This is a genomic window from Streptomyces sp. LaBMicrA B280 (assembly GCF_049222185.1).
Lineage (GTDB): Bacteria > Actinomycetota > Actinomycetes > Streptomycetales > Streptomycetaceae > Streptomyces > Streptomyces murinus.
Genome location: NZ_JBMJCT010000017.1, coordinates 18,378 through 40,555 on the forward strand (window position 1 = coordinate 18,378; position 22,178 = coordinate 40,555).

Below are 22,178 nucleotides of genomic sequence, written 5' to 3' on the forward strand. Positions count from 1 at the left end.
CGGTGCGTGCCGGCGTGCGCGGCGGCGGCCGCCGGGCCCGGCATCCTGCCGGGCCGCATCCGCACCAGCCTAGCCACCCCGGGACCCGAGGGCTGGAGATCAACCGGGTGGCGAAGCACCCCCGTGGATCGGGTATTGTTTACGTCGTTGCCAGGGAACACCGCCGAAAGCGGGTTCGATTGGCGGCAAACTTGGCGGTGTGCCCGAGCGGCCAAAGGGAGCAGACTGTAAATCTGCCGGCTCAGCCTTCCCAGGTTCGAATCCTGGCGCCGCCACAGTAAGGGAAACCCCCTCTGATCAGGTTGATTATCTGATCAGAGGGGGTTTCTCGTTGTCGGATCCCATTCGGTCCGGTGAAACGGTGAAGGGCCTACGGAGGCCCCCTGGCCGGCCTGGCTCTTGAGTCGCCTACGCGGTCAGTGCCAGTTGGTGTCGTGGGTGAGCCGGTGGTGGTGGTTGTCGTACTGGTCGACGGCGGCGATGGTCCGTCCGTCGGGGATGGCTGCGGCCCAGGCGCGGTAGCCGGTGCCGGGGACCGTGACCGTCGTGGCTTTGATCCGGTGGCCGTCGGTGAGGGTGATCAGACCGTAGGCGATGTCGGGTTCGGGGTTGGCGACCATGAGGCGGCTGCCGTCCAACCCCTTGTCGTGGAGGCCCCAGAGGCCCATCTCGCCTGCGGGGCCGGGGTCGTTGGTGCCGGTGACGGGCTGGCAGTCGGACCAGGGGCCGCCCTGGTGGTCGATGCGGACGCCGCCGATGTACATGCGCTGGCACAGCAGGGACGTACCGGAGTCGTTGTGCGGGGGCGGGACGTAGCCCTTGGGCGGGGCCGGGTGGAATTCCAGCGCCACCGACCAGCGCTTCCCGTCCGCCGTCCCGTCGCCCACCCGGACGGTGACCGTGCTCGGAGCCGGGGTGGAGGGGGAACTCGCGGGGGGTGCGGGCAGGCGCGCGGGGGCGACGGCACCGGGCTGGGGCGGCCTGAGGAACGCGACCGACAGGCCGATGCCGACGACACAGGCGGCACTCGCCGCGGCGGCCGCGGCACGGCGGCGTCTCCGGCGGGCGCGGGCGGCGGTCAGGATCCGGTCGACGGGCGCCGGGGACGAGGGGTACGCCTCGCGCGAGCGGGCGAAGGCCGCCCGTGCCCAGTCTTCTTGGCCGTGGTCTGGAGTCATCGTGCCTCTGCGGGGCGGCTGGCCGGGTAGGTGCGGGTGAGGGACGACCGGCTGCGCAGCTTGGCCAGCGCCCGCGACGCCTGGCTCTTCACCGTGCCGACCGAACAGCCGAGGACGTCCGCGACCTCCTCGACGGACAGGTCCTCGCAATAGCGCAGCACCACCACCGCCCGCTGCCGCTCGGGCAGGTCGGCGAGTTCGCGCGCCAGGGCGTCGTACACGTCCACGCCGCCGGCACCGGCCCCGTCGTCGTGGACGGGACCGGTGTCGGGCAGCGACGGGAGAAGGAGATGGGTGATCCTGCGACGGCGGTACCGGCTGCGGTTGGTGTTCACCAGGGCGCGGCGCACATAGTGTTCGGCGCGCTCCGGGTCCAGTCGCCGCCAGTGCGGGTACACCTTCGCCAGCGTCGTCTGCACCAGGTCCTCCGCCTCGTGGAAGTCGCCGGTGAGCAGGTACGCGGTATGGGTCAGGGCCCGCCAACGGGCGGCGACGAACCGGGTGAACTCCGCGTCCGGCCCGCTGTTCGCGGCCTTGCGGTCACTTGGCTGCACAGCAGGAGGTGCCCGTCCTTCTTCCGGCTGGTCAGCGCCAGTTGGTGTCGTGGGTGAGTTGGTTGCGGTGGTTGTCGTACTGGTCGACGGCGGCGATGGTCTGCCCGTCGGGGATGGCTGCGGCCCAGGCGCGGTAGGTGGTGCCGGGGACGGTGACGGTCTCGGCCTTGATCCGGTGGCCGTCGGTGAGGGTGATGACGCCGTAGGCGATGTCGGGTTCGGGGTTGGCGACCATGAGGCGGGTGCCGTCGGTGCCCTTGTCGTGGAGGCCCCAGAGGCCCATCTCGCCTGCGGGAGCGGGGTCGTTGGTTCCGGTGACGGGCTGGCAGTCGGACCAGGGGCCGCCCTGGTGGTCGATGCGGACGCCGCCGATGTACATGCGCTGGCACAGCAGGGACGTGCCGGGCATCGTGGTGCCGTCGGGCAGGCCGGGCAGGGTGTAGCCCTTGGGCAGGGTGCGGTGGAACTCCAGCGCCACCGACCAGCGGTGCCCGTCCACCCGGCCCTTGCCGATCACCCGCGTGACCACCTGCGGCGCCTGCCGGTGAGCCGAAACGGAATCCTTGGCGACGGCGGAGGCGGACGCGGACGAGGTGTGGACGGCCGGGCCCGGGGCCGCCTCGCTCGCGGACGCACCGAAGAACGAGACCCCACCGAGCGCGGCGACGGCGACGGCCGCCACGGCTGCCTTCCTGGCAGAACTGAGAGCCACGGAGCATTTCTCCTTCACAGCTGCCGCCCGGCGCCGTGCCGGGCGGTCCTCGACGGCCGACACGCTGGGCCCGCGCGTCGGCCTACGGCGGCCACCGGGAGCGGTGGCCGCTTGGACGTCCGCCCGTAGGTACTCCCGGACACCCCCGCCGGGTTGCACGCCACCGGCATCACTTCTCGACGGCGACCGTCATCCGACACGGAAGAAGCGACAGGGCGCCTGCGAGTGCCACTAGAATCGAACGGGTGAGCGAATATCGATCGGCGGAACCCGACCCAGAACCAGAACCAGAACCAGAACCCGGCGCGGGTGCGACCGCTCCCGGTACGGACGATGCTGGAGGCATGGCCGGGAAACGACCCATCGTCGTCCAGCTGCCCTCGCCGAGCGGCGGGCGGCGGGTCCGGGTGGACGGGGAGATCCTGGGGCTTGCGCACAATGTGCGGGACCTGGTGGAGTTCCTGCGGCGGGCCGGCCTGGAGATCGAGCCGGAGCAGGTCGCGGACTCGCCGCTGATCGACTGGCGCGGGGTCGGCCCCGAGTGCTGGGAGGCCCAGTCGCGCACCTGAAGCCGCGCATCCGCGCTCCTGAAGCGGTGCCATGCAGCTTTGAGCGGGCGCGACCGGCGGCGCGTCCGGAGCAGGCACACTGGCGGTATGTCCTCCCGCCGCAGAACCTGCCCCGTGTGCCACCGCGAGATCGCCGTCGTGGCGGGCCGCTTCGCGCGGCACGATCCGCCCGGAGCCCGGGAGGACGTACGGCTCGTCTCCTGCGAGGGGTCCCGGCGTCAAGCCCAACTAGGCGCCGCGCAGCCGACGTTGGACGGATACGTCGTACCGGATTTCCCCGGTCAGCTGACGCTGTTCTGAGGCGCGCTCAACTCCCGCCGCCCGAAGGTCAGTTCCCGGCCACCGACTTCACCGCGACCGACACCGGCGTCGAACCGCCCGTCAGTTCCAGCGTCAGACCGGCCGTCGCCGAGGTGTCCACCAGCTCCGCGAGTACGGCGGCCACGTCGTCGCGCGGGATCATGCCGCGCCCGGTGTGCGCCTCCAGGCGGACCAGGCCGGTACCGGCGTCATTGGTCAGCGATCCGGGCCGCAGGATCGTCCAGTCCAGGTCCTTCTGACGGGTGACGTACGCGTCGGCCTCACCCTTGGCGCGCAGGTAGACGTCAAACACCTCGTCGCCCTGGTGCGAGGGGTTGGCGCCCATCGAGGACACCACCACGAACCGGCGTACGCCCGCGCGCACCGCCGCGTCCGCGAACAGCACCGCCGCGCCCCTGTCCACCGTCTCCTTGCGGTCCGTACCGCTGCCCGGACCCGCGCCCGCCGCGAACACCGCCGCGTCCGCGCCCCGCAGCAGCTCCGTGACGTCCTCCACCGAGGCGGACTCCAGATCGAGCACCACCGGCTCGGCCCCGGCCGACCGCAGATCGTCGCTCTGTTCCGGCTTGCGGATGATCCCCGCGACCTCGTACCCACGCGCGGCGAGCAGCCGTTCCAGCCGCAGCGCGATCTGACCGTGACCACCAGCGATGACAATGCGCATGCTTCAGACCGTACGCCCCGGGCGGTGCTACGACACCTCGCCCCGCCCCTGCCGAGGCAGCCCCGGCTCCGAGACCGCCGCCGAGTTGCAGTACTCCCGTACCGCGCTCGTACGGGCCACCACCCGGGCGCGATGGATCACGATCCGGCTGTACGCCAGGGAGAGCGCGCCCGGCAGATGGTCGCCGCGCACGGCCAGGAGCTCGGCCGGGAACCCCGCCTCCACCCGGACCCGGGGCAGGCCCAGCACGGCGCGGGCCGTGGCGCTCACGGCGTCGTACGCGTCCTCGGGGCGCAGCCCGTGGGCGGAGGCGAGCAGGTAGGCGGCCTCCAGGGGGTCGCCGCGGCCCACCGGGTTCGACACGTCCCGCAGCGCGCCGCTGCCGGCCGCCGTCCGCACCCCGGCCGCGCGCAGCAGCCGTACCGGAGCGGTGCCCCGCCGGTCTCGGTGCCGCCGCAGCCGCCCTGGGGCAGGCACACGACCGTCACCCCGGCCGCCGCGAGCTGGTCCGCGGCGCGGGAGGCGGCCTCGGCGGGCAGGCGCGTGAGACCGGCGCACGGGCCGATCGTCACGCCGGGGCGCAGACCGCCCGCCATCGCCGCGAGCCGGGACAGCCGGGCCGGGTCGGCGGCGTCCGTGTGCAGGTCCACCGGCAGACCGTGCTCGGCGGCCACCTCCAGGACCGCCTCCACGTACCCCGTGGGATCCGGGTCCAGGTCCGGGCAGCCGCCCACCGCCGCGGCGCCCATCTTCGCCGCGTCCCGCAGCATCGCCAGCCCGTCCGCCCCGGCCACCCCCGTCAGCAGCCGGGGCATCGCCACCGCGGTCAGCTCCGCGAGCCCGCGCAGCGCCCGCCGGGCCTGGAGCACGGCGTTCAGCGCGCCGAGGCCCTGTACGTCGCCCACGCGCACATGGGCCCGTACGGCGGTCGCCCCGTGCCCCAGCTGGAGCAGCGTCGCCTCCGTGGCCCGGCGCTGGACGTCCTCGGGGTCGCAGGAGGCCGGGCCGGGCCGCTCGGCGGACAGGGCGGTGTCGCCGTGCGCGTGCGGCTCGGCCGGGGCGGGCAGCAGCAGGTAGCCGGTGAGGTCCACCCGCTGGGCGCCCGCGCGGGCCGGCCCCTGGGCCAGGCTGCCCGCGGTGCCCACGGCCTCGATCCGTCCGCCGCCCAGCCGTACGTCCACGGTCCGGCCGTCGGTCAGCCGCGCCCCGCACAGCAGCAGACCGCCCGACGGATTCGGCGAGTTCGACGGCAGGTGCGGCTGCGGCTGGCTGTCGGGCATCGCGCTCCAAGGTCGAGGGGCGGAGGGGGAGGAGGGGGCGGGGGACTGTGACGCGGTGTGACTGGCGACCGGGTTTCGGGGCGCCCAAAGATCACACAGGGCGTGTCGAGCCTAGGGTGACGAACGGCACAGGTCGCGCAGGAGCGAAATAGTCGTACCGGCGTGGTCTGAAGGGGGTTTCGGCCTGCCGGGCGTTCCGCGCGGCGGCGCGGCCCGCTCGGTGTCAGCCGACGTGTCCCGCGCGGCCCGCCCGCAGCGACCAGCTCCCGCGCCCGGCGACGGCAACGGTCCGTGACGATCCGCCCGGCCCGGCTCCACCGGCCGCACCCCGCACCCGCCTCCCGTGAAGCCCCTCCGCGAGGCCCTCCGCCGCCCCCGCCGAAGCCCCCCGCGGCCGTCCCGCGCGGCCCCCGAAGTCACACCCGTCAGGCCCGTCGACAGGCGTCCCGGCCCAGCGTGGATATGGATTTGGGTGAACGGCGGCGGACCGTGTAATGTCTTCATCGCTCGCCCCAATAGCTCAGTCGGCAGAGCGTCTCCATGGTAAGGAGAAGGTCAACGGTTCGATTCCGTTTTGGGGCTCTGGTGTGAGAGGTTCCCGTCGCAAGGCGGGTTCCGATCTCATCAAAGCGGTGTAGCTCAGTCGGTAGAGCAAGCGGCTCATAATCGCTGTGTCACCGGTTCAAGTCCGGTCACCGCTACTGACAGTAGCCGATTGTGGGGTCGGTCCTTCAATCGGCTACTCTTTCTTGCGTTGAATAAGCCCATCCGTTCGTCTTAGGAGCACTCACGTGGCTGCCACCGACGTCCGCCCGAAGATCACGCTGGCCTGCGTGGAGTGCAAGGAGCGGAACTACATCACCAAGAAGAACCGGCGTAACAACCCGGATCGACTGGAGATGAAGAAGCACTGCCCGCGTTGCAATGCGCACACCGCGCATCGCGAAACGCGATAAATAGGCTCGTCCGCGAGGCCGTCCCCTTTCGAGGGGGCGGCCTCGCGGCGTTTTCACGGTCGGGCCTCCGGCCGGCTCCGGGCCCCGGCTAGTTTGGGACCCTCACATCCAGACATCAGGAGGTACCGGGCCATGGCGCTCGACCAGTCCTTCGTGGGACGGACCTACCCGCCCACCGCGCCCTACGAGGTGGGCCGGGAGAAGATCCGCGAGTTCGCCGAGGCCGTGGGGGAGACCAACCCGGTGTTCACGGACCCCGAGGCCGCCAAGGCGTTCGGGCACTCCGATGTGATCGCCCCCCCGACCTTCGTGTTCTCGATCACGTTCCGCGCCGCCGGCCAGGTGATCGAGGACCCGCAGCTCGGCCTGGACTACAACCGGGTCGTGCACGGCGACCAGAAGTTCGCCTACAGCCGCCCGGTCCGCGCCGGCGACCGGCTCACGGTCACCTCCACCATCGAGGCGATCAAGTCCCTCGCGGGCAACGACATCGTGGACATCCGCGGTGAGGTGCACGACGAGGCGGGCGAGCACGTCGTGACCGCCCTGACCAAGCTCGTGGCCCGCGCGGCCGAGGAGGTTTGAGCAGCTGATGACGGCGAAGATCGGCTACGACGATGTCGAGGTCGGCACCGAACTCCCGGCGCAGACCTTCCCCGTGACGCGTGCCACGCTCGTGCGCTACGCGGGTGCCTCCGGTGACTTCAACCCCATCCACTGGAACGAGAAGTTCGCCAAGGAGGTGGGCCTGCCGGACGTCATCGCGCACGGCATGTTCACCATGGCCGAGGCGATCCGTGTGGTCACCGACTGGCTCGGCGACCCGGGCGCGATCGTGGAGTACGGCGTCCGCTTCACCAAGCCGGTGGTCGTGCCCAACGACGACCAGGGCGCCCTGATCGAGGTCAGCGCCAAGGTCGCGGCCAAGCTGGACGACAACACGGTCCGCGTGGACCTCACCGCGACCAGCGGCGGCCAGAAGGTGCTGGGGATGTCGCGGGCGGTCGTACGGCTCGCCTGACGGGGTGTGGCTCGCTTGACGGTGTGTAAGGGGCGTTCTCCCTGGTGGGGCGCCCCTTACGCGTGCCCGGGGCTTTGCCCTCGCCGGGGGCTCCTTGCGTAAAGTAGTAATTGAGTACTAACTTACTGCCCATGGTCAGGATGAGCGCAGAAGAGCGGCGCGAAAGTGTCGTCCGCGCGGCGATGGAGGAGTTCGGCAGGGGTGGCTACTACGGCACCTCCACCGAGGCCATCGCCAAGCGGGTCGGCGTGTCGCAGCCGTACCTCTTCCGGCTCTTCCCGGGCAAGCGGGCGATCTTCCTCGCGGCGGCCGAACGCTGCGTGGAGGAAACCATCGGCATGTTCGTCGAGGCGACGGAGGGCCTGGAGGGGGAAGAGGCCCTGCACGCCATGGCCGAGGCCTACACCACGGCGATCGTCGAGCGGCCCTCGCGGCTGATGATGCAGATGCAGATGTACCTGGCCGTCGCCGCCGCCGAGGAAGAGGGCGACCTGGAGTTCGGCGAGACCGTCCGGGCCGGCTGGATGCGGCTGTGGGACGCGGTCGATCTGCCGCTCGGCACCTGCGTGGAGAACACGACCCAGTTCATGGCCTACGGAATGCTCATCAACTGCCTGGTGGCCATGGGCTTCCCGCGCGGGCACCGCGTGTGGGAGGGCCTGGACACGCTCCCGTTCGAACGGGAGCCGGACGAGCCGGACGAGACGAGCGAGCCGGACGCGTAGGCGCGGCCCGCGCGCACGGCGGACTCGGCGGGGCGCGGCGCACCCATGAGTGAACGCGTGCCCGCAAAAGTTAGTCATCGATTACTAACCAAACCCGAAACGACTGGGAACTCATTTCCCCGGGGGAGCGATGTCACAGCAGACCGAACAGGCCCACGAGGCCCGGCAGACCCGCCGGAGCGCCGTCTGGGCCCTCCTCATCACCAGCGTCGCCGGATTCATGGCGGCCCTGGACAACCTCGTCGTCACCACCGCCCTGCCCGCCATCCGCAAGGACCTCGGCGGGGCGCTGGACGACCTGGAGTGGACCGTGAGCGCGTACACGCTCACCTTCGCCTGCCTGCTGATGTTCGGCGCCGCGCTCGGCGACCGGTTCGGCCGCAGGCGGCTGTTCATCGCCGGACTCACGGTCTTCACCGGCGCCTCCGCCGCCGCGGCGATGGCCCCCGGCATCGACTCCCTGATCGCCGCCCGCGCGGTGCAGGGCGTCGGCGCGGCCGTGATGATGCCGCTGACGCTGACCCTGCTGACGGCGGCCGTGCCCGCCGCCAAACGGGGGACCATGTACGGCATCTGGGGCGCCGTCAACGGCCTGGCCGTGGCCTCCGGGCCGCTCATCGGCGGCAGCCTCACCGAACATGTGTCCTGGCACTGGATCTTCTGGCTGAACGTTCCGCTCGGCCTGCTCACGCTGCCCTTCGCCCGCCTGCGCCTCGCCGAGTCCCGCGGCTCCGGTGCCCGCCTGGACGTCCCCGGCACCCTGCTCGCCAGCGGCGGCCTCTTCGGCATCGTCTACGGCCTGGTCCGCGGCCCCTCCGACGGCTGGACGGACCCGGTGGTCCTGACCGCGCTGTCGGCAGGCGGCGCGCTCCTGCTCGCCTTCGTCGTCTACGGCTCCCGCGCCGCCAACCCCATGCTGCCGATGCGGCTGTTCCGCTCCCGTGCCTTCTCCGGGATCAACGCGGCGAGCATGCTGATGTTCGTCGGCATGTTCGGCTCGATCTTCCTGCTCAGCCAGTACATGCAGGGCGTCCTCGGCTACTCGCCCACCGAGGCGGGGCTGCGGATGCTGCCGTGGACCGGTATGCCGATGCTCGTCGCGCCCATAGCGGGAGTCCTCTCCGACCGGGTGGGCGGCCGACCGGTCGTCGCCGCCGGCCTGTTCCTCCAGGCCGCCGGCCTCGGCTACATGGCCTACGTGGTCACCGCCCACGCCTCCTACGGGGTCCAGCTGCCCGCCCTGATACTCAGCGGCATCGGCATGGCCCTTTACTTCGCCCCGGCCGCCAACCTCGTGATGTCCAGCGTCCGCCCGCACGAGCAGGGCATCGCCTCCGGTGCGAACAACGCCCTGCGCGAGGTCGGCGGCGCGCTCGGTATCGCGGTCATGTCGTCGATCTTCTCCGCGTACGGCGGCTACACCTCAGCCCAGTCCTTCGTGGACGGCCTGCGCCCCGCGCTGGTCACCGGCGCCGCCGTGGTCGCCCTCGCGGCCCTGGCGTGCCTGGTCATCCCGGGCCGCGGCCGCAGCACCGGCCCGAAGCCGCTGCCCGAGACCACCTCAGCACCGGCCCTGGAGCCCACGTCCGGCTGATCAGCACAGCGAGCACTCCGCCCACACCGTCTTGCACGGAAACCGGTCCTCCCGCACACCCCAGCGGTCCGCCAGAGCGTCCACGAGGAGCAGGCCACGGCCCGACTCCGCGTCCTCGGCGGGCCGTTGGCGCGTGGGGAGCCGTTCGCCCCGGGTGTCCGTGACCTCGATCCGCAGCGTGCCGCCGACGAGGATCAGCGTCAGCCGGAAGTCCCGCCCCGGCACCCGGCCGTGCGTCACGGCGTTGGCCGCCAGCTCGGCCACGAGATGGCTCGCGGTCCGGGTGGGCAGCCCCCAGCGCCGCAGATGCGCCTCCGTGAGCAACCGGGCCAGCCGGGCCCCTCGGCGGGTGGACGACAGCAACAGGCTGAAATCCTTTGACTGCGTGGGAGGTTGGGCCGTGGCCTCGACGATTTCCTGGTTCATGCCCCTCAGCGTGGCCGGAAATGCCTACCGTGAGGAGTGATCGAGCGGTTGCGTGCGGTGACTGTCGGCTGGTTGTCCGGTGCTGTCCAGGCTGTCGGGGTCGTTGCTCCGGGTAGTGCGACGCGGTACGCGCGCGGGACGACGGAGGGGTTCGGGATGTCGGTGGACGGCGAGGCGGTACGGCCCGAAGGCGAGGCGGACGAGCCGGGCTGGGAGGTTGATCCGGACGACGAGTGGGGTGTCGCCGTGATCACGATGGTGGGACGGCAGCTGAAGCTGCTGCGCGAGGCCGCGGGGTTGCGCGCCGCGGAGTTCGGGGCGCTGGTGGGGTACGGCGAGGACCTGGTCTACAAGGTCGAGGCGGGGAAGCGGATTCCGCGGCGGGACTATCTGGTCGATGCGGACCGGGTGCTGAACGCGAACGGGGTCATCGAGGCGACGTGGGAGGACGTCAAGAAGGTTCGGTATCCGAAGAAGATTCGGGAACTGGGGAAGCTGGAGGCCAAGGCCATTGAGATCGGCGTGTTCGAGTGCAACATCATCGCCGGGCTGTTGCAGACACCCGAGCATGCGCGAGCCGTGATCCAGGCCGCGCAGCCGCCCTACTCGCCTGACGACGTGGAGCGCATGGTGGCGGCTCGTCTGGCTCGGCAGTCGGTCTTCGAACGGGATCCGTCTCCGTCGCTTCACTTCGTGCTGGAAGAAGCACCGCTGCATCGGCAGGTTGGAGGCACAATGGTGTGGCGACAGCAGCTCGAACGCCTGCTGGAGGTAGGGCGGTTGCATAACGTCACGCTTCAGGTCATGCCGACGAACACAGACGCTCACCCGGGGCTGGACGGCAGGATCGACCTGCTGAAGTTCCCGGATGGTACGGCGGTCGGGCGCGCCGATGGCCTGTTCAACGGTCGACCAGTCTCTGATCCGAAACATCTGCGCATCCTTGAGCTGCAATATGGCACCATCCGGGCGGAAGCCCTCCCACCACGGGAGTCGCTGGCCTTCATCGAGCAATTGCTGGGAGAGACATGATCCGCAAGGCCTTCGCCGGGGACGCCTCCGAACTGGCGTGGTTCAAGAGCAGTTACAGCGGCGGCACCAACGGCGAGTCCTGCGTCGAACTTGCCGTCACCCCCGGCACGGTCCACGTCCGCGACTCCAAGATCGTGGAGGGCCCCCGGCTGGCGCTGAGCCCCGCCGCGTGGGCGAACTTCGTGCCTTACGCCTCGGAGGACTGACAAACATGCTGGCGTGGTTCAAGAGCAGTTACAGCAGCGGCACCAACGGCGAGTCCTGCGTCGAACTTGCCGTCACCCCCGGCACGGTCCACGTCCGCGACTCCAAGATCGTGGAGGGCCCCCGGCTGGCGCTGACTCCCGCCGCGTGGGCCGACTTTGTGACGTACGCCTCGCACAGCTGACCCATCAACCGCATGCGCCCGCCCCAGTTGCTGTCTGGGGCGGGCAGACGCCCGATGGCCGCCCGCTGTGCGGAGCCGCCGTTGGTGGGGCGGTGCCGGACATCGTGAGCTCAACCTGGGTAGCCTGAGCGAAGGGTGTATCACGTCCAGCGGGCTGGAGATGCGGGAAGTGCTGGCAGACCAGGGAGGGTCAGTGGCCAATAAGCCGGCCAAGTCCGATTCGGTAGAAATTTCGATCGCGGCGATTGTTGCCATCGCCATTGTTGGCGTCTTCTTTTTCGCTGGTCGAGTTTCTTCCGAAGTTCTTTTTCCCCACTCTTCGGCAGGTGCCGTGAGTCAGTGGATCCTGGCTGCTGGCGGTATAATCCTTGCAGTGCTTTGGGTGCTGAGGCGTCTCAGGTGAAGCGATTCGCTGTGATTTATCCGCAGCTGATTCGGACTTGACTGCTGAAGCGAAGGCTTGAGGATTTCGCCCAGACGCCGCTGGAGGCGCGTAGGGATGCAGTTCCTATCTTGCCTCGGTATGTCTGAGTTCCGGTGCCCTTGGCGCAATGCCAGTCGGCCAATCGTCCCAGAACTTTCCCTTTGTAATTAGTCTTTGTGTCCGATGCCTTGCTTCGCCAGATACCCACGCCGCGGTACTGCTCGATCCCGACCGAGAAGGACATCAAGCCCTCTGTGTTGCAACTGAGGATACCGCTGTATCCGATGTGATCAGTGTTGTGCTTGTACGGCTTCGGGTCGCGAATGACTTGGCAGGAAGGCTTGGCGGCGAGGCCGCTGGCCCGACCGGGCGCTGCCGCGATCGCGTCTTCCATCGGCTTTTCTGATTCGACTGTGATCGGATCGGGAGTCTTGCTGTTCACGACCGTTGCCCAGGCTTCGAGTTGCCTCGCGCTGACCGTTTCGCTGCTCCAGACGGTCAGCTGCCCACTCGGGGAGAGGGTACTGACGGTCGCGCCATTACTGTCGTCGGCTGTCAGTAGTGAAGACCTGTCGGCCAGTTTAGTCACCGTGTGCGGCTCTGACGGGTCGGCGACTGCGGTGTCCGGTACGTTACCTCCAACTGAGACACGCGTGACGCTGACCGTATTTTCACCCGCCTCGTCCGTGAGTTCGACACTGACCGAATCGCCTATGGTCTTGTATTTCTGAGAAATTGGATCACTGGCCGACAGTCCCGTCTCGGCCGTGATGATTGATTCGAAAGACGAGACGGAAGGGCCGACCGCCACCGCGGGATCCGAAACCGGAGCCGTTTCGGTCAGCGGCACCCCGCCGGCGGCAAGGTAGTCGGCTTCGGTGGTGAATTCGGCGGAAGCGGCTGCGTGGGCAGACGCCGGAGTGGCGGATATGGCCCCGGTCACCAGGCTGCCCGTCAGGGCGGCGGTAACTAGTATTTTGCGCACTTGGCTCTTCTCTCCCCGTTAAGGTCTGTGTGTTGCGAGATCGATTGGATAATCACACTTTGGGGCACCGTGATCAACGCTAAAGGTAAAGTTGGCGCAAATACGTCAGTTTCCGGCTCGTTGGCGGCGATGTATCAGGGGCACTGACCGGTCGGGCGATGCAGGTCCCCACCCGTGGGAGCCCGGCACGACGCTGTCGCCGTCGCACCGGCCCACACTCGGCCCCCCTGCCCTTCTCGTAGGCTTTCCCCCGTGCACGTACTCCACGACGCCCCCCTCGCCCCGCTGACCACGTTCCGCCTGGGCGGGCCCGCGCTGCGGCTGGTGACCGCCGAGACGGATGCCGAGGTGATCGACGCCGTCCGGGAGGCGGACGACAGCGGGACCCCGCTGCTGGTCGTCGGCGGCGGGTCGAACCTCGTCATCGGGGACAAGGGATTCCAGGGGACCGCGCTGCGGATCGCCACCCGGGGAGTCGAGCTGCGGGGGACCACCCTGGAGCTGGCGGCCGGGGAGGTGTGGAGCGACGCCGTCGCGCGCAGCGTCGAGGCAGGGCTCGCCGGGATCGAGTGCCTGGCCGGTATCCCCGGATCCGCGGGCGCCACGCCGATCCAGAACGTGGGGGCGTACGGGCAGGAGGTCTCCGCGACGATCTCCGAGGTGATCGCCTACGACCGGCGCTCCGGGGAGACGGTCACGCTGACCAACGAGGAATGCGACTTCTCGTACCGGCACAGCCGCTTCAAGGCCGACCCCGAGCGGTACGTCGTGCTGCGCGTCCGGTTCGAGCTGGCGGACGCGGGCGGGCTGTCCGCGCCGATCAAGTACGCCGAGACGGCCCGCGTGCTCGGTGTCGAGCCGGGGGACCGGGTGCCGCTGGACCGGGCCCGCGAGACCGTGCTGAGGCTGCGGGCCGGCAAGGGCATGGTGCTCGACGCCGACGATCACGACACCTGGTCGGCCGGCTCCTTCTTCACCAACCCGATCCTCACCGAGGAGCAGTTCGCCGCGTTCCAGGAGCGGGTGCGCGAGCGGCTGGGGGAGGGCGCCGAACCGCCCGCGTACCCGGCGGGTGAGGGCCGTAGGAAGACCTCGGCCGCCTGGCTGATCGACAAGGCCGGCTACACCAAGGGCTACGGCACCGGGCCCGCCCGCATCTCCACCAAGCACACCCTCGCCCTCACCAACCGCGGCGAGGCCACCACCGAGGACCTCCTCGCCCTGGCCCGCGAGGTCGTCGCCGGGGTGCGCGACGCCTTCGGGATCACCCTGGTCAACGAGCCCGTCATGGTGGGCGTCGGTCTCTGAACCCCCGCTAGGACGTCAGCCAGGCGTCCACGCCCGCCAGCAGCCGCGCCTTGGCGTCCCCCGGGGCCGCCGAGCCGCGGATGGACTGGCGGGCCAGCTCGGCGAGTTCGGGGTCGGTGAAGCCATGGACATGGCGGGCGATCTCGTACTGGGCGGCGAGCCGGGAGCCGAACAGCAGGGGGTCGTCGGCGCCCAGGGCCATCGGGACGCCCGCGTCGAAGAAGGTGCGCAGCGGCACGTCCTCGGGCTTCTCGTAGACACCGAGGGCCACATTGGACGCCGGGCACACCTCGCACGTCACCTGGCGGTCGGCCAGCCGCTTCAGCAGCCGGGGGTCCTCCGCCGCGCGCACCCCGTGCCCGATCCGCCCCGCGTGCAGATCGTCCAGGCAGTCCCGCACCGAGGCCGGTCCGGTCAGCTCACCGCCGTGCGGGGCCGACAGCAGGCCGCCCTCGCGCGCGATGTGGAAGGCCCGGTCGAAGTCCCGCGCCATGCCGCGCCGCTCGTCGTTCGACAGGCCGAAGCCCACCACGCCCCGGTCCGCGTAGCGCACCGCGAGCCGGGCCAGGGTGCGGGCGTCCAGCGGGTGCTTCATACGGTTGGCGGCCACCAGCACCCGGATCCCCAGGCCGGTCTCCCGGGAGGTGCTGTCCACCGCGTCCAGGATGATCTCCAGTGTGGGGATCAGACCACCGAGCCGGGGCGCGTACGACGTCGGGTCCACCTGGATCTCCAGCCAGCCCGAGCCGTCCCGCAGATCCTCCAGCGCGGCCTCCCGCACCAGCCGCCGGATGTCCTCCGGCTCGCGGACACAGGAGCGCGCCGCGTCGTACAGCCGCTGGAAGCGGAACCAGCCCCGCTCGTCGGTCGCCTTGAGTTTCGGCGGCTCGCCGCTGGTAAGGGCCCCCGTCAGCATCTCCGGCAGACGTACGCCGTGCTTGTCGGCCAGCTCCAGGACGGTGCCCGGCCGCATCGAACCGGTGAAGTGCAGATGCAGATGGGCTTTCGGCAGCTCAGAGAGATCACGTACACGCTCCATTCCCAGATCCTGCCGCACACCCCCGCCTCCCCGGTAGCCGTTTCCCCGGTCGAGGTCTTGCCCGAACAGACGAACGGCGCGCCAACCTGCTCACGTGAGTAGGTTGGCGCGCCGTGGTGAGGGCGACGACGTTTCAGTCGCGCGCCTCCGCCAAGAGCTTCTGGATCCGGCTCACGCCCTCCGCCAGGTCCTCGTCGCCCAGCGCGTACGACAGCCGCAGGTAACCGGGCGTGCCGAACGCCTCACCCGGGACGACCGCGACCTCGGCCTCCTCCAGGATCAGCGCGGCCAGCTCGACCGAGTTCTGCGGGCGCTTGCCGCGGATCTCCTTGCCGAGCAGGGCCTTGACCGACGGGTAGGCGTAGAACGCGCCCTCGGGCTCCGGGCAGAGCACGCCGTCGATCTCGTTCAGCATCCGCACGATCGTCCGGCGGCGCCGGTCGAAGGCCTCGCGCATCTTCGCCACGGCCGTCAGGTCACCGGAGACGGCGGCCAGGGCGGCGGCCTGCGCCACGTTGGACACGTTCGAGGTGGCGTGCGACTGGAGGTTGGTCGCGGCCTTGACGACGTCCTTGGGGCCGATGACCCAGCCCACCCGCCAGCCGGTCATGGCGTACGTCTTCGCCACACCGTTGACCACGATGCACTTGTCGCGCAGCTCGGGCAGCAGCGCGGGCAGCGAGACGGAGACCGCGTCGCCGTAGACCAGGTGCTCGTAGATCTCGTCCGTGAGCACCCACAGGCCGTGCTCCAGCGCCCAGCGGCCGATCGCCTCGGTCTCGGCCTCGGAGTACACCGCGCCGGTCGGGTTGGACGGCGAGACGAAGAGCACGACCTTCGTCTTCTTGGTGCGCGCCGCCTCCAGCTGCTCGACGGAGACCCGGTAGCCGGTGGTCTCGTCGGCCACGACCTCCACCGGTACACCGCCCGCGAGGCGGATCGACTCCGGGTAGGTGGTCCAGTAGGGCGCCGGGACGATGACCTCGTCGCCCGGGTCGAGGATCGCGGCGAACGCCTCGTAGATGGCCTGCTTGCCGCCGTTGGTGACGAGGACCTGGGAGACGTCGGGCTCCCAGCCGGAGTCGCGCAGCGTCTTCGCGGCGATCGCGGCCTTCAGCTCGGGCAGTCCGCCGGCCGGCGTGTAGCGGTGGAACTTGGGGTTCTTGCAGGCCTCGATCGCGGCCTCGACGATGTAGTCCGGGGTCGGGAAGTCGGGCTCACCGGCGCCGAAGCCGATCACCGGTCGCCCGGCGGCCTTCAGGGCCTTGGCCTTGGCGTCCACGGCGAGGGTGGCGGACTCGGAGATCGCGCCGACTCGGGCGGAGACCCGGCGCTCGGTGGGAGGGGTTGCAGCGCTCATGGAGCCCATGCTTCCAGACCGGAAATGTCCCGGGCACACGGGTTTCACACTCTGAACGGCTTCGGGTCGAGTCGTGAACACCTATCCGAATACCCGCCCCGGCCTGGACGATCTTCGCTCCGGGGGGCACGGGCCGACACTTTCTGTTCGACGCCGGGCCCCGGACCACGTACACTCTCACCTCGTTGGCCTCCAGCGGCCCGTCGAGATCGGTGCCACCGAGCACTCGGTCGGATGCGGTACGTTGGGGACACACAAAGGGTCGTAGCTCAATTGGTAGAGCACCGGTCTCCAAAACCGGCGGTTGGGGGTTCAAGTCCCTCCGGCCCTGCTACACACACCGCCAGGATGTGTGCGCTTGTACGTACAGCAATGCACCGCCGTGCGGCTCAGTAACCGGGCGCGGCACGGCCACGACCCGGGATCAGGTGAGGATTATGACGGACGCCGTGGGCTCCATCGATACGCCTGATGCCCAGGACGAAGTGCCTGAGGCCAAGAAGGCCCGCAAGGGCGGCAAGCGCGCCAAGAAGGGTCCGCTGAAGCGCCTGGCGACCTTCTACCGCCAGATCATCGCGGAACTCCGCAAGGTCGTCTGGCCCTCGCGCAACCAGCTGACGTCGTACACCACCGTGGTGATCTTCTTCGTCGCCATCATGATCGCGCTGGTGACCGTGATTGACTATGGGCTCAACCACGCGGCCAAGTACGTCTTCGGCTGAGCCAAGAGCGAAGGGCGCCGTGGCACCGGCGCCCGTTTTCGCATGTTCCACCCCTATGTAACCAGGAAGAAGCAGCCATCGTGTCTGACCCGAACCTGAACGACGACGCCACCGAGCCTCGCGGGAACGCTGCCGAGCTGGTGGACGACGAGCTCGACATCGTCGAGGGCGCGGACGAGCAGGACGAGTTCGAGGCTGCCGAGGCCGAGGCGGGCGAGCCGGCCGAGGAGGCCGCGCTGCACACCGAGGACGCGGACGACGAGGAGGCCCCCGAGGCCGCCGACGACGCCGAGGACGAGACCGCCGAGGAGGGCGACGAGGACGCCGCCGCCGAGGCCGTCGAGGAGGAGCCGGCCGCCCCGGTCGACCCCGTCCAGGCCCTGCGCGAGGAACTGCGCACCCTGCCCGGCGAGTGGTACGTCATCCACACGTACGCCGGCTACGAGAACCGCGTGAAGACCAACCTGGAGCAGCGCGCCGTCTCGCTGAACGTCGAGGACTACATCTTCCAGGCCGAGGTGCCGCAGGAAGAGGTCGTCCAGATCAAGAACGGCGACCGCAAGACGATCAAGCAGAACAAGCTGCCGGGTTACGTCCTGGTCCGCATGGACCTGACCAACGAGTCCTGGGGCGTCGTCCGCAACACGCCGGGTGTCACCGGCTTTGTGGGCAACGCGTACGACCCGTACCCGCTGACCCTGGACGAGATCGTCAAGATGCTCGCCCCGGAGGCCGAGGAGAAGGCCGCCCGCGAGGCCGCCGAGGCCGAGGGCAAGCCCGCGCCGCAGCGCAAGGTCGAGGTCCAGGTGCTGGACTTCGAGGTCGGCGACTCGGTCACCGTCACCGACGGCCCCTTCGCCACCCTCCAGGCGACGATCAACGAGATCAACGCCGACTCCAAGAAGGTCAAGGGCCTGGTGGAGATCTTCGGCCGCGAGACGCCGGTCGAGCTCTCCTTCGACCAGATCCAGAAGAACTAGTCCAGCACCAGTCCCTTCTGGACCACTGCTTCCGAACAGGTCGGACAGGCTGACTACAGCCCGTCTGACCTGCTCGGTTTTTGGCCGCGCATCTATACCCGTTATCGTTGTGCGGTATGCCTGCGTCCGGGTTGTCCCCGGGAGCGGGCAGGACCCGAATCGAAAGGACCCGGAGAGCTATGCCTCCCAAGAAGAAGAAGGTCACGGGGCTCATCAAGCTCCAGATCCAGGCCGGTGCCGCCAACCCGGCTCCGCCGGTCGGCCCGGCGCTGGGTCAGCACGGCGTCAACATCATGGAGTTCTGCAAGGCCTACAACGCCGCGACCGAGTCGCAGCGTGGCTGGGTCATCCCGGTGGAGATCACGGTCTACGAGGACCGCTCCTTCACCTTCGTCACCAAGACGCCGCCGGCCGCCAAGATGATCCTCAAGGCCGCGGGTGTGGAGAAGGGCTCCGGCGAGCCGCACAAGACCAAGGTCGCCAAGATCACCCAGGCGCAGGTCCGCGAGATCGCCACGACCAAGATGCCCGACCTGAACGCGAACGACCTGGACGCCGCGGCGAAGATCATCGCCGGTACCGCGCGCTCCATGGGCGTCACGGTCGAGGGCTGACCACCACCAGCAGGTAATGCGGCCGTAGCCGGTCGCACGTGGCAGGGCCTGCTCGGCCCAGAGACCACGACTCCTTCAGAACACACAGGAGCAAGTTGTGAGCAAGCGCAGCAAGGCTCTCCGCGCTGCGGACGCCAAGATCGACCGGGAGAAGCTGTACGCCCCGCTCGAGGCCGTCCGTCTCGCCAAGGAGACCTCCACGACCAAGTTCGACGGCACTGTCGAGGTCGCCTTCCGTCTGGGTGTCGACCCGCGCAAGGCCGACCAGATGGTCCGTGGCACCGTGAACCTTCCGCACGGCACCGGTAAGACCGCCCGGGTCCTGGTCTTCGCGACCGGTGACCGTGCCGAGGCCGCGCGTGCCGCGGGCGCCGACATCGTCGGTGCCGACGAGCTGATCGACGAGGTCTCGAAGGGCCGCCTGGACTTCGACGCCGTCGTCGCCACCCCGGACCTCATGGGCAAGGTCGGCCGCCTCGGCCGCGTCCTCGGCCCCCGTGGTCTGATGCCGAACCCGAAGACCGGCACCGTCACCCCCGACGTGACCAAGGCCGTGACGGACATCAAGGGCGGCAAGATCGAGTTCCGCGTCGACAAGCACTCGAACCTGCACTTCATCATCGGCAAGGTGTCCTTCGACGACACCAAGCTGGTGGAGAACTACGGCGCCGCGCTGGAGGAGATCCTCCGTCTGAAGCCGTCCGCCGCCAAGGGTCGCTACATCAAGAAGGCCGCGCTCACCACCACGATGGGCCCCGGCATTCAGCTCGACCCGAACCGCACCCGCAACCTCCTCGTCGAGGAGGACCCGGCCGCCGTCTGAGCCTCGCGCTCACCCCGGTAGCCGCGTCCGGTACGCGTACTGAAGGGCGGGCCCCGCAACCTTTCGAGGTGCGGGGCCCGTCCTTTCTGTGTACGACCTGTTCGTCGTACGACTGTCAGCGGCCCGCACTAGGCTGCACGCAGACGATTCGCAGGGGGTAGGACAAGGATGAAGAGCACGACGACCGTACGCCGGGTGGCCCTTTCCGCGGCCGTGGTGGCGGCGCTGACCGGGGTGGCCGCCTGCGGCTCCTCGGACTCCGGCAAGGGCGACAGCAAGGCGTCGGGTGCCGGCACGGTCCACTTGAGCCCCGTAGCCGCCGTGCTGCGCGACGTCGAGCAGTCCACGGACAAGGCCGACTCGGCCAAGGTGCGCGCGACCACGTCCATGGGCGACATCATGGCGATGAACGCCGACGGCGCCCTGACGTGGGGCAACGGCCTCAAGGGCAACCTGGACATCACGTACACCGGCGGCAAGATGGCCGACGCGATGCGCAAGACCGGCACCTCGCACATGGAGGCCCGCTATCTGCCGGGCGCCTACTACATGAAGATGAGCGACGCCTTCGCCCAGCAGACCGGCGGCAAGCACTGGGTCAAGTACGACTTCGACTACCTGGCCAAGGTCGGCGGCGCCTCCGGCGCGTACATGAAGGACCAGCTCCAGACGTCCACGCCGAACCAGTCGGTGAAGATGCTGCTGGCCTCCGGCGACGTCAAGAAGGTCGGCGCGGAGACGGTCGACGGGCAGCACACCACGCACTACGCGGGCACCGTGGACGTCGCCGCCCTCGCGGGCAAGGGCAGCAACCTCAGCGCCGACCAGCTGACCGCGCTCAAGCAGCAGCTGAAGCAGTCCGGCATCACCACGGACACCATCGACATCTGGGTCAACGACCAGAACCTGCTGGTCAAGAAGACCGAGAAGGCGGCCACCGCCAACGGCACGCTGAACAGCACCGCCCACTACAGCGACTACGGCGTGGCGGTCTCCGCCGAGGCGCCGCCGGCCGCCGACACGATGGACATCGCCGACATGATGAAGTCCGGCGGCGTCGACAGCCCCTCGGGCGGCACCACCTCCGGCGGCACCGGCCTCAGCTCCTGAGGCACCGGGACCGGGGGCCGATTTGCTCCATGGCGCCCCGGTCCCGTACTGTCATCTCCGAAGCCAAAGACCGCTGGTCGTTGCCGCGCGCTTGCAGAGGGCGCGGTGGCCGAAGGATCCGCTGAAAAGTGGACGACCCGCGCAGGTGTCAGTGGAAGAACTCCCGGAGTGCGCGCGCCGAGCGCGTGTGCGGCCGGTCGAGTCCGCCCCGAGCGCCTGCGCCGGGGCGTTTCGTTTTACCCAGTCCTCCTTCGGGTCCGCGCGGTCCGAATCACCCGGAAGGAGGCCGAGGCTCTATGGCGAGGCCCGACAAGGCTGCCGCGGTTGCGGAGCTGACGGACAAGTTCCGCAGCTCCAACGCCGCCGTGCTGACCGAGTACCGCGGTCTCACCGTGGCGCAGCTCAAGACGCTGCGCCGGTCGCTCGGTGAGAACGCCCAGTACGCCGTGGTGAAGAACACGCTGACCAAGATTGCGGCCAACGAGGCCGGGATCGCGCTGGACGACCAGCTCTTCGCTGGTCCGACGGCCGTCGCCTTCGTCACCGGTGACCCGGTGGAGTCGGCGAAGGGTCTCCGTGACTTCGCCAAGGACAACCCGAATCTCGTCATCAAGGGCGGCGTCCTTGACGGCAAGGCGATGTCTGCCGACGAGATCAAGAAGCTTGCGGACCTCGAGTCCCGCGAGGTTCTGCTCAGCAAGCTGGCCGGTGCCTTCAAGGGGAAGCAGTCCCAGGCTGCCTCCCTCTTCCAGGCGCTGCCGTCGAAGCTCGTCCGCACCGTGGACGCGCTGCGCGCCAAGCAGGCCGAGCAGGGCGGTGCCGAGTAATTCGGCTCGCTTTCTGACCCGCACCACCCGGCGCGGGTCGCAGCGGGCCGACGTACGCCCGCCTTACCCAGTACATCCGGCACCTGCCGATTGAGTGGAAGGACCGCCATCATGGCGAAGCTCACCCAGGACGAGCTGCTTGCCCAGTTCGAGGAGATGACCCTCATCGAGCTCTCCGAGTTCGTGAAGGCCTTCGAGGAGAAGTTCGACGTCACCGCCGCCGCTGCCGCGCCGGTCGTCGTCGCCGGTGGTGCCGCTGGCGGCGCCGCCGAGGCCGTCGAGGAGAAGGACGAGTTCGACGTCATCCTCACCGGTGCCGGCGAGAAGAAGATCCAGGTCATCAAGGTCGTGCGCGAGCTGACCTCCCTCGGCCTGAAGGAGGCCAAGGACCTGGTGGACGGCACCCCGAAGCCCGTCCTCGAGAAGGTCAACAAGGAGGCCGCGGAGAAGGCCGCCGAGTCCCTCAAGGGCGCCGGCGCCTCCGTCGAGGTCAAGTAAGATCTCACGGGTCCGCAGGACTCGAACGCGCGCTGAACTCGGCCCTGTAGGGCTGTAACGCGAACGCA

General features: G+C 69.5%; 27 protein-coding genes, 4 tRNA genes and 1 pseudogene. 23 read left to right on the plus strand and 9 right to left on the minus strand.

The window, feature by feature from the left end; translation table 11 throughout:
• The first annotated feature begins 193 nt into the window (after window positions 1-193).
• A tRNA-Tyr gene (locus ACLF5H_RS16820) sits at window positions 194-275 on the plus strand.
• Between the two features lie 141 nt (window positions 276-416).
• Here the strand turns inward: ACLF5H_RS16820 and ACLF5H_RS16825 are convergent.
• The 3 genes from ACLF5H_RS16825 to ACLF5H_RS16835 are packed head-to-tail and all read right to left on the minus strand — an operon-like array spanning window position 417 to window position 2,444.
• A complete protein-coding gene (locus ACLF5H_RS16825; protein WP_421676883.1) occupies window positions 417-1,178 on the minus strand; it encodes a hypothetical protein in 762 nt (253 codons plus the stop codon).
• Entirely contained in the window at window positions 1,175-1,732 is a 558-nt protein-coding gene (locus tag ACLF5H_RS16830) for a SigE family RNA polymerase sigma factor (protein WP_421676884.1), read from the minus strand. The genes ACLF5H_RS16825 and ACLF5H_RS16830 overlap by 4 nt, the downstream gene beginning before the upstream one ends.
• Window positions 1,733-1,763: 31 nt before the next feature.
• The gene (locus tag ACLF5H_RS16835; RefSeq protein WP_421676885.1) at window positions 1,764-2,444 is read right to left on the minus strand and encodes a hypothetical protein; all 681 of its coding nucleotides are present in this window, start codon (window positions 2,442-2,444) and stop codon (window positions 1,764-1,766) included.
• A 344-nt stretch (window positions 2,445-2,788) separates the two neighbouring features.
• Here ACLF5H_RS16835 and ACLF5H_RS16840 point away from each other — a divergent pair, with 344 nt between their 5' ends.
• The gene (locus ACLF5H_RS16840; RefSeq protein WP_037663336.1) at window positions 2,789-3,013 is read left to right on the plus strand and encodes a hypothetical protein; all 225 of its coding nucleotides are present in this window, start codon (window positions 2,789-2,791) and stop codon (window positions 3,011-3,013) included.
• A gap of 87 nt (window positions 3,014-3,100) precedes the next feature.
• Window positions 3,101-3,313: a hypothetical protein gene (locus tag ACLF5H_RS16845; protein WP_421676886.1), complete on the plus strand. Its 213-nt coding sequence runs from the start codon at window positions 3,101-3,103 to the stop codon at window positions 3,311-3,313.
• Between the two features lie 28 nt (window positions 3,314-3,341).
• Here ACLF5H_RS16845 and ACLF5H_RS16850 read toward each other — a convergent pair whose 3' ends face one another.
• Complete coding sequence (locus ACLF5H_RS16850; protein ID WP_421676887.1) at window positions 3,342-3,998, minus strand: SDR family oxidoreductase; 657 nt, start codon at window positions 3,996-3,998, stop codon at window positions 3,342-3,344.
• Window positions 3,999-4,025: 27 nt separating this feature from the next.
• Window positions 4,026-5,278, minus strand: a pseudogene (locus ACLF5H_RS16855) (hydrolase).
• A gap of 509 nt (window positions 5,279-5,787) precedes the next feature.
• Between ACLF5H_RS16855 and ACLF5H_RS16860 the strand changes: the two are divergent.
• From ACLF5H_RS16860 to ACLF5H_RS16890, 7 genes are all read left to right on the plus strand, one after another.
• Window positions 5,788-5,860: transfer RNA gene (locus ACLF5H_RS16860), tRNA-Thr, on the plus strand.
• A gap of 46 nt (window positions 5,861-5,906) precedes the next feature.
• A tRNA-Met gene (locus ACLF5H_RS16865) sits at window positions 5,907-5,979 on the plus strand.
• A 90-nt stretch (window positions 5,980-6,069) separates the two neighbouring features.
• Window positions 6,070-6,234 (plus strand): 50S ribosomal protein L33, encoded by a 165-nt coding sequence (gene rpmG / locus ACLF5H_RS16870; protein ID WP_003948671.1) that lies wholly within the window; start codon window positions 6,070-6,072, stop codon window positions 6,232-6,234.
• Between the two features lie 132 nt (window positions 6,235-6,366).
• Window positions 6,367-6,819, plus strand: coding sequence for an FAS1-like dehydratase domain-containing protein (locus ACLF5H_RS16875; RefSeq protein WP_421676888.1), 453 nt, complete (start codon window positions 6,367-6,369; stop codon window positions 6,817-6,819).
• 7 nt (window positions 6,820-6,826) lie between these two features.
• Window positions 6,827-7,255 carry a MaoC family dehydratase gene (locus ACLF5H_RS16880; protein WP_421676889.1) on the plus strand — a complete coding sequence of 143 codons (429 nt, stop codon included), beginning with the start codon at window positions 6,827-6,829 and terminating at the stop codon, window positions 7,253-7,255.
• Between the two features lie 131 nt (window positions 7,256-7,386).
• Complete coding sequence (locus tag ACLF5H_RS16885; protein ID WP_421676890.1) at window positions 7,387-7,980, plus strand: TetR/AcrR family transcriptional regulator; 594 nt, start codon at window positions 7,387-7,389, stop codon at window positions 7,978-7,980.
• A 130-nt stretch (window positions 7,981-8,110) separates the two neighbouring features.
• On the plus strand, window positions 8,111-9,574 hold the full coding sequence (locus ACLF5H_RS16890; RefSeq protein WP_421676891.1) for an MFS transporter: 1,464 nt from the start codon (window positions 8,111-8,113) through the stop codon (window positions 9,572-9,574).
• Here the strand turns inward: ACLF5H_RS16890 and ACLF5H_RS16895 are convergent, their stop codons facing one another.
• Complete coding sequence (locus tag ACLF5H_RS16895) at window positions 9,575-10,000, minus strand: ATP-binding protein (RefSeq protein WP_421676892.1); 426 nt, start codon at window positions 9,998-10,000, stop codon at window positions 9,575-9,577. It lies immediately after the preceding gene.
• A 156-nt stretch (window positions 10,001-10,156) separates the two neighbouring features.
• Between ACLF5H_RS16895 and ACLF5H_RS16900 the strand changes: the two genes are divergently transcribed.
• The 4 genes from ACLF5H_RS16900 to ACLF5H_RS16915 all read left to right on the plus strand — a co-directional run bounded on the left by ACLF5H_RS16900 (window position 10,157) and on the right by ACLF5H_RS16915 (window position 11,823).
• Window positions 10,157-11,032, plus strand: coding sequence for a helix-turn-helix domain-containing protein (locus ACLF5H_RS16900; RefSeq protein ID WP_421676893.1), 876 nt, complete (start codon window positions 10,157-10,159; stop codon window positions 11,030-11,032).
• Window positions 11,029-11,238 carry a DUF397 domain-containing protein gene (locus ACLF5H_RS16905; protein ID WP_421676894.1) on the plus strand — a complete coding sequence of 70 codons (210 nt, stop codon included), beginning with the start codon at window positions 11,029-11,031 and terminating at the stop codon, window positions 11,236-11,238. Before ACLF5H_RS16900 ends, ACLF5H_RS16905 begins: the two co-directional genes overlap by 4 nt.
• 5 nt (window positions 11,239-11,243) lie before the next feature.
• Window positions 11,244-11,420 (plus strand): DUF397 domain-containing protein, encoded by a 177-nt coding sequence (locus ACLF5H_RS16910; protein ID WP_421676895.1) that lies wholly within the window; start codon window positions 11,244-11,246, stop codon window positions 11,418-11,420.
• Window positions 11,421-11,613: 193 nt separating this feature from the next.
• The gene (locus ACLF5H_RS16915) at window positions 11,614-11,823 is read left to right on the plus strand and encodes a hypothetical protein (RefSeq protein ID WP_421676896.1); all 210 of its coding nucleotides are present in this window, start codon (window positions 11,614-11,616) and stop codon (window positions 11,821-11,823) included.
• A gap of 16 nt (window positions 11,824-11,839) precedes the next feature.
• Here the strand turns inward: ACLF5H_RS16915 and ACLF5H_RS16920 are convergent, their stop codons facing one another.
• On the minus strand, window positions 11,840-12,829 hold the full coding sequence (locus ACLF5H_RS16920) for a hypothetical protein (RefSeq protein ID WP_421676897.1): 990 nt from the start codon (window positions 12,827-12,829) through the stop codon (window positions 11,840-11,842).
• Between the two features lie 252 nt (window positions 12,830-13,081).
• On the opposite strand from ACLF5H_RS16920, the gene ACLF5H_RS16925 reads away from it, so the two are divergent.
• Window positions 13,082-14,137: a UDP-N-acetylmuramate dehydrogenase gene (locus ACLF5H_RS16925; RefSeq protein WP_421676898.1), complete on the plus strand. Its 1,056-nt coding sequence runs from the start codon at window positions 13,082-13,084 to the stop codon at window positions 14,135-14,137.
• 7 nt (window positions 14,138-14,144) lie between these two features.
• Here ACLF5H_RS16925 and ACLF5H_RS16930 read toward each other — a convergent pair whose 3' ends face one another.
• Complete coding sequence (locus ACLF5H_RS16930) at window positions 14,145-15,176, minus strand: adenosine deaminase (protein ID WP_421676899.1); 1,032 nt, start codon at window positions 15,174-15,176, stop codon at window positions 14,145-14,147.
• Window positions 15,177-15,309: 133 nt separating this feature from the next.
• Complete coding sequence (locus ACLF5H_RS16935) at window positions 15,310-16,536, minus strand: pyridoxal phosphate-dependent aminotransferase (protein ID WP_421676900.1); 1,227 nt, start codon at window positions 16,534-16,536, stop codon at window positions 15,310-15,312.
• Window positions 16,537-16,794: 258 nt separating this feature from the next.
• On the opposite strand from ACLF5H_RS16935, the gene ACLF5H_RS16940 reads away from it, so the two are divergent.
• The 8 genes from ACLF5H_RS16940 to rplL all read left to right on the plus strand — a co-directional run bounded on the left by ACLF5H_RS16940 (window position 16,795) and on the right by rplL (window position 22,110).
• A tRNA-Trp gene (locus ACLF5H_RS16940) sits at window positions 16,795-16,867 on the plus strand.
• A 106-nt stretch (window positions 16,868-16,973) separates the two neighbouring features.
• Entirely contained in the window at window positions 16,974-17,258 is a 285-nt protein-coding gene (gene secE / locus ACLF5H_RS16945; protein ID WP_037657517.1) for a preprotein translocase subunit SecE, read from the plus strand.
• An 80-nt stretch (window positions 17,259-17,338) separates the two neighbouring features.
• The gene (gene nusG / locus ACLF5H_RS16950) at window positions 17,339-18,238 is read left to right on the plus strand and encodes a transcription termination/antitermination protein NusG (RefSeq protein ID WP_421676901.1); all 900 of its coding nucleotides are present in this window, start codon (window positions 17,339-17,341) and stop codon (window positions 18,236-18,238) included.
• 179 nt (window positions 18,239-18,417) lie between these two features.
• Window positions 18,418-18,852 (plus strand): 50S ribosomal protein L11, encoded by a 435-nt coding sequence (rplK, locus tag ACLF5H_RS16955; protein ID WP_037657523.1) that lies wholly within the window; start codon window positions 18,418-18,420, stop codon window positions 18,850-18,852.
• A gap of 97 nt (window positions 18,853-18,949) precedes the next feature.
• Window positions 18,950-19,675, plus strand: a complete 726-nt coding sequence (gene rplA, locus ACLF5H_RS16960; protein WP_416484585.1) for a 50S ribosomal protein L1 — start codon at window positions 18,950-18,952, stop codon at window positions 19,673-19,675.
• A 168-nt stretch (window positions 19,676-19,843) separates the two neighbouring features.
• Window positions 19,844-20,785, plus strand: coding sequence for a hypothetical protein (locus tag ACLF5H_RS16965; protein WP_421676902.1), 942 nt, complete (start codon window positions 19,844-19,846; stop codon window positions 20,783-20,785).
• Between the two features lie 296 nt (window positions 20,786-21,081).
• Window positions 21,082-21,612: a 50S ribosomal protein L10 gene (gene rplJ / locus ACLF5H_RS16970; protein WP_046419436.1), complete on the plus strand. Its 531-nt coding sequence runs from the start codon at window positions 21,082-21,084 to the stop codon at window positions 21,610-21,612.
• A 111-nt stretch (window positions 21,613-21,723) separates the two neighbouring features.
• On the plus strand, window positions 21,724-22,110 hold the full coding sequence (gene rplL, locus ACLF5H_RS16975) for a 50S ribosomal protein L7/L12 (RefSeq protein ID WP_145482792.1): 387 nt from the start codon (window positions 21,724-21,726) through the stop codon (window positions 22,108-22,110).
• Window positions 22,111-22,178 lie beyond the last annotated feature (68 nt).

Coding starts and splice junctions, on each gene's coding strand:
- ACLF5H_RS16825 (WP_421676883.1), bottom strand. CDS start 1,178: ATGACTCCAGACCACGGCCAAGAAGACTGGGCACGGGCGGCCTTCGCC.
- ACLF5H_RS16840 (WP_037663336.1), top strand. CDS start 2,789: ATGGCCGGGAAACGACCCATCGTCGTCCAGCTGCCCTCGCCGAGCGGC.
- ACLF5H_RS16845 (WP_421676886.1), top strand. CDS start 3,101: ATGTCCTCCCGCCGCAGAACCTGCCCCGTGTGCCACCGCGAGATCGCC.
- ACLF5H_RS16850 (WP_421676887.1), bottom strand. CDS start 3,998: ATGCGCATTGTCATCGCTGGTGGTCACGGTCAGATCGCGCTGCGGCTG.
- ACLF5H_RS16875 (WP_421676888.1), top strand. CDS start 6,367: ATGGCGCTCGACCAGTCCTTCGTGGGACGGACCTACCCGCCCACCGCG.
- ACLF5H_RS16880 (WP_421676889.1), top strand. CDS start 6,827: ATGACGGCGAAGATCGGCTACGACGATGTCGAGGTCGGCACCGAACTC.
- ACLF5H_RS16885 (WP_421676890.1), top strand. CDS start 7,387: ATGGTCAGGATGAGCGCAGAAGAGCGGCGCGAAAGTGTCGTCCGCGCG.
- ACLF5H_RS16890 (WP_421676891.1), top strand. CDS start 8,111: ATGTCACAGCAGACCGAACAGGCCCACGAGGCCCGGCAGACCCGCCGG.
- ACLF5H_RS16895 (WP_421676892.1), bottom strand. CDS start 10,000: ATGAACCAGGAAATCGTCGAGGCCACGGCCCAACCTCCCACGCAGTCA.
- ACLF5H_RS16900 (WP_421676893.1), top strand. CDS start 10,157: ATGTCGGTGGACGGCGAGGCGGTACGGCCCGAAGGCGAGGCGGACGAG.
- ACLF5H_RS16905 (WP_421676894.1), top strand. CDS start 11,029: ATGATCCGCAAGGCCTTCGCCGGGGACGCCTCCGAACTGGCGTGGTTC.
- ACLF5H_RS16910 (WP_421676895.1), top strand. CDS start 11,244: ATGCTGGCGTGGTTCAAGAGCAGTTACAGCAGCGGCACCAACGGCGAG.
- ACLF5H_RS16930 (WP_421676899.1), bottom strand. CDS start 15,176: ATGGAGCGTGTACGTGATCTCTCTGAGCTGCCGAAAGCCCATCTGCAT.
- ACLF5H_RS16935 (WP_421676900.1), bottom strand. CDS start 16,536: ATGAGCGCTGCAACCCCTCCCACCGAGCGCCGGGTCTCCGCCCGAGTC.
- secE (WP_037657517.1), top strand. CDS start 16,974: ATGACGGACGCCGTGGGCTCCATCGATACGCCTGATGCCCAGGACGAA.
- rplK (WP_037657523.1), top strand. CDS start 18,418: ATGCCTCCCAAGAAGAAGAAGGTCACGGGGCTCATCAAGCTCCAGATC.
- ACLF5H_RS16965 (WP_421676902.1), top strand. CDS start 19,844: ATGAAGAGCACGACGACCGTACGCCGGGTGGCCCTTTCCGCGGCCGTG.
- rplJ (WP_046419436.1), top strand. CDS start 21,082: ATGGCGAGGCCCGACAAGGCTGCCGCGGTTGCGGAGCTGACGGACAAG.
- rplL (WP_145482792.1), top strand. CDS start 21,724: ATGGCGAAGCTCACCCAGGACGAGCTGCTTGCCCAGTTCGAGGAGATG.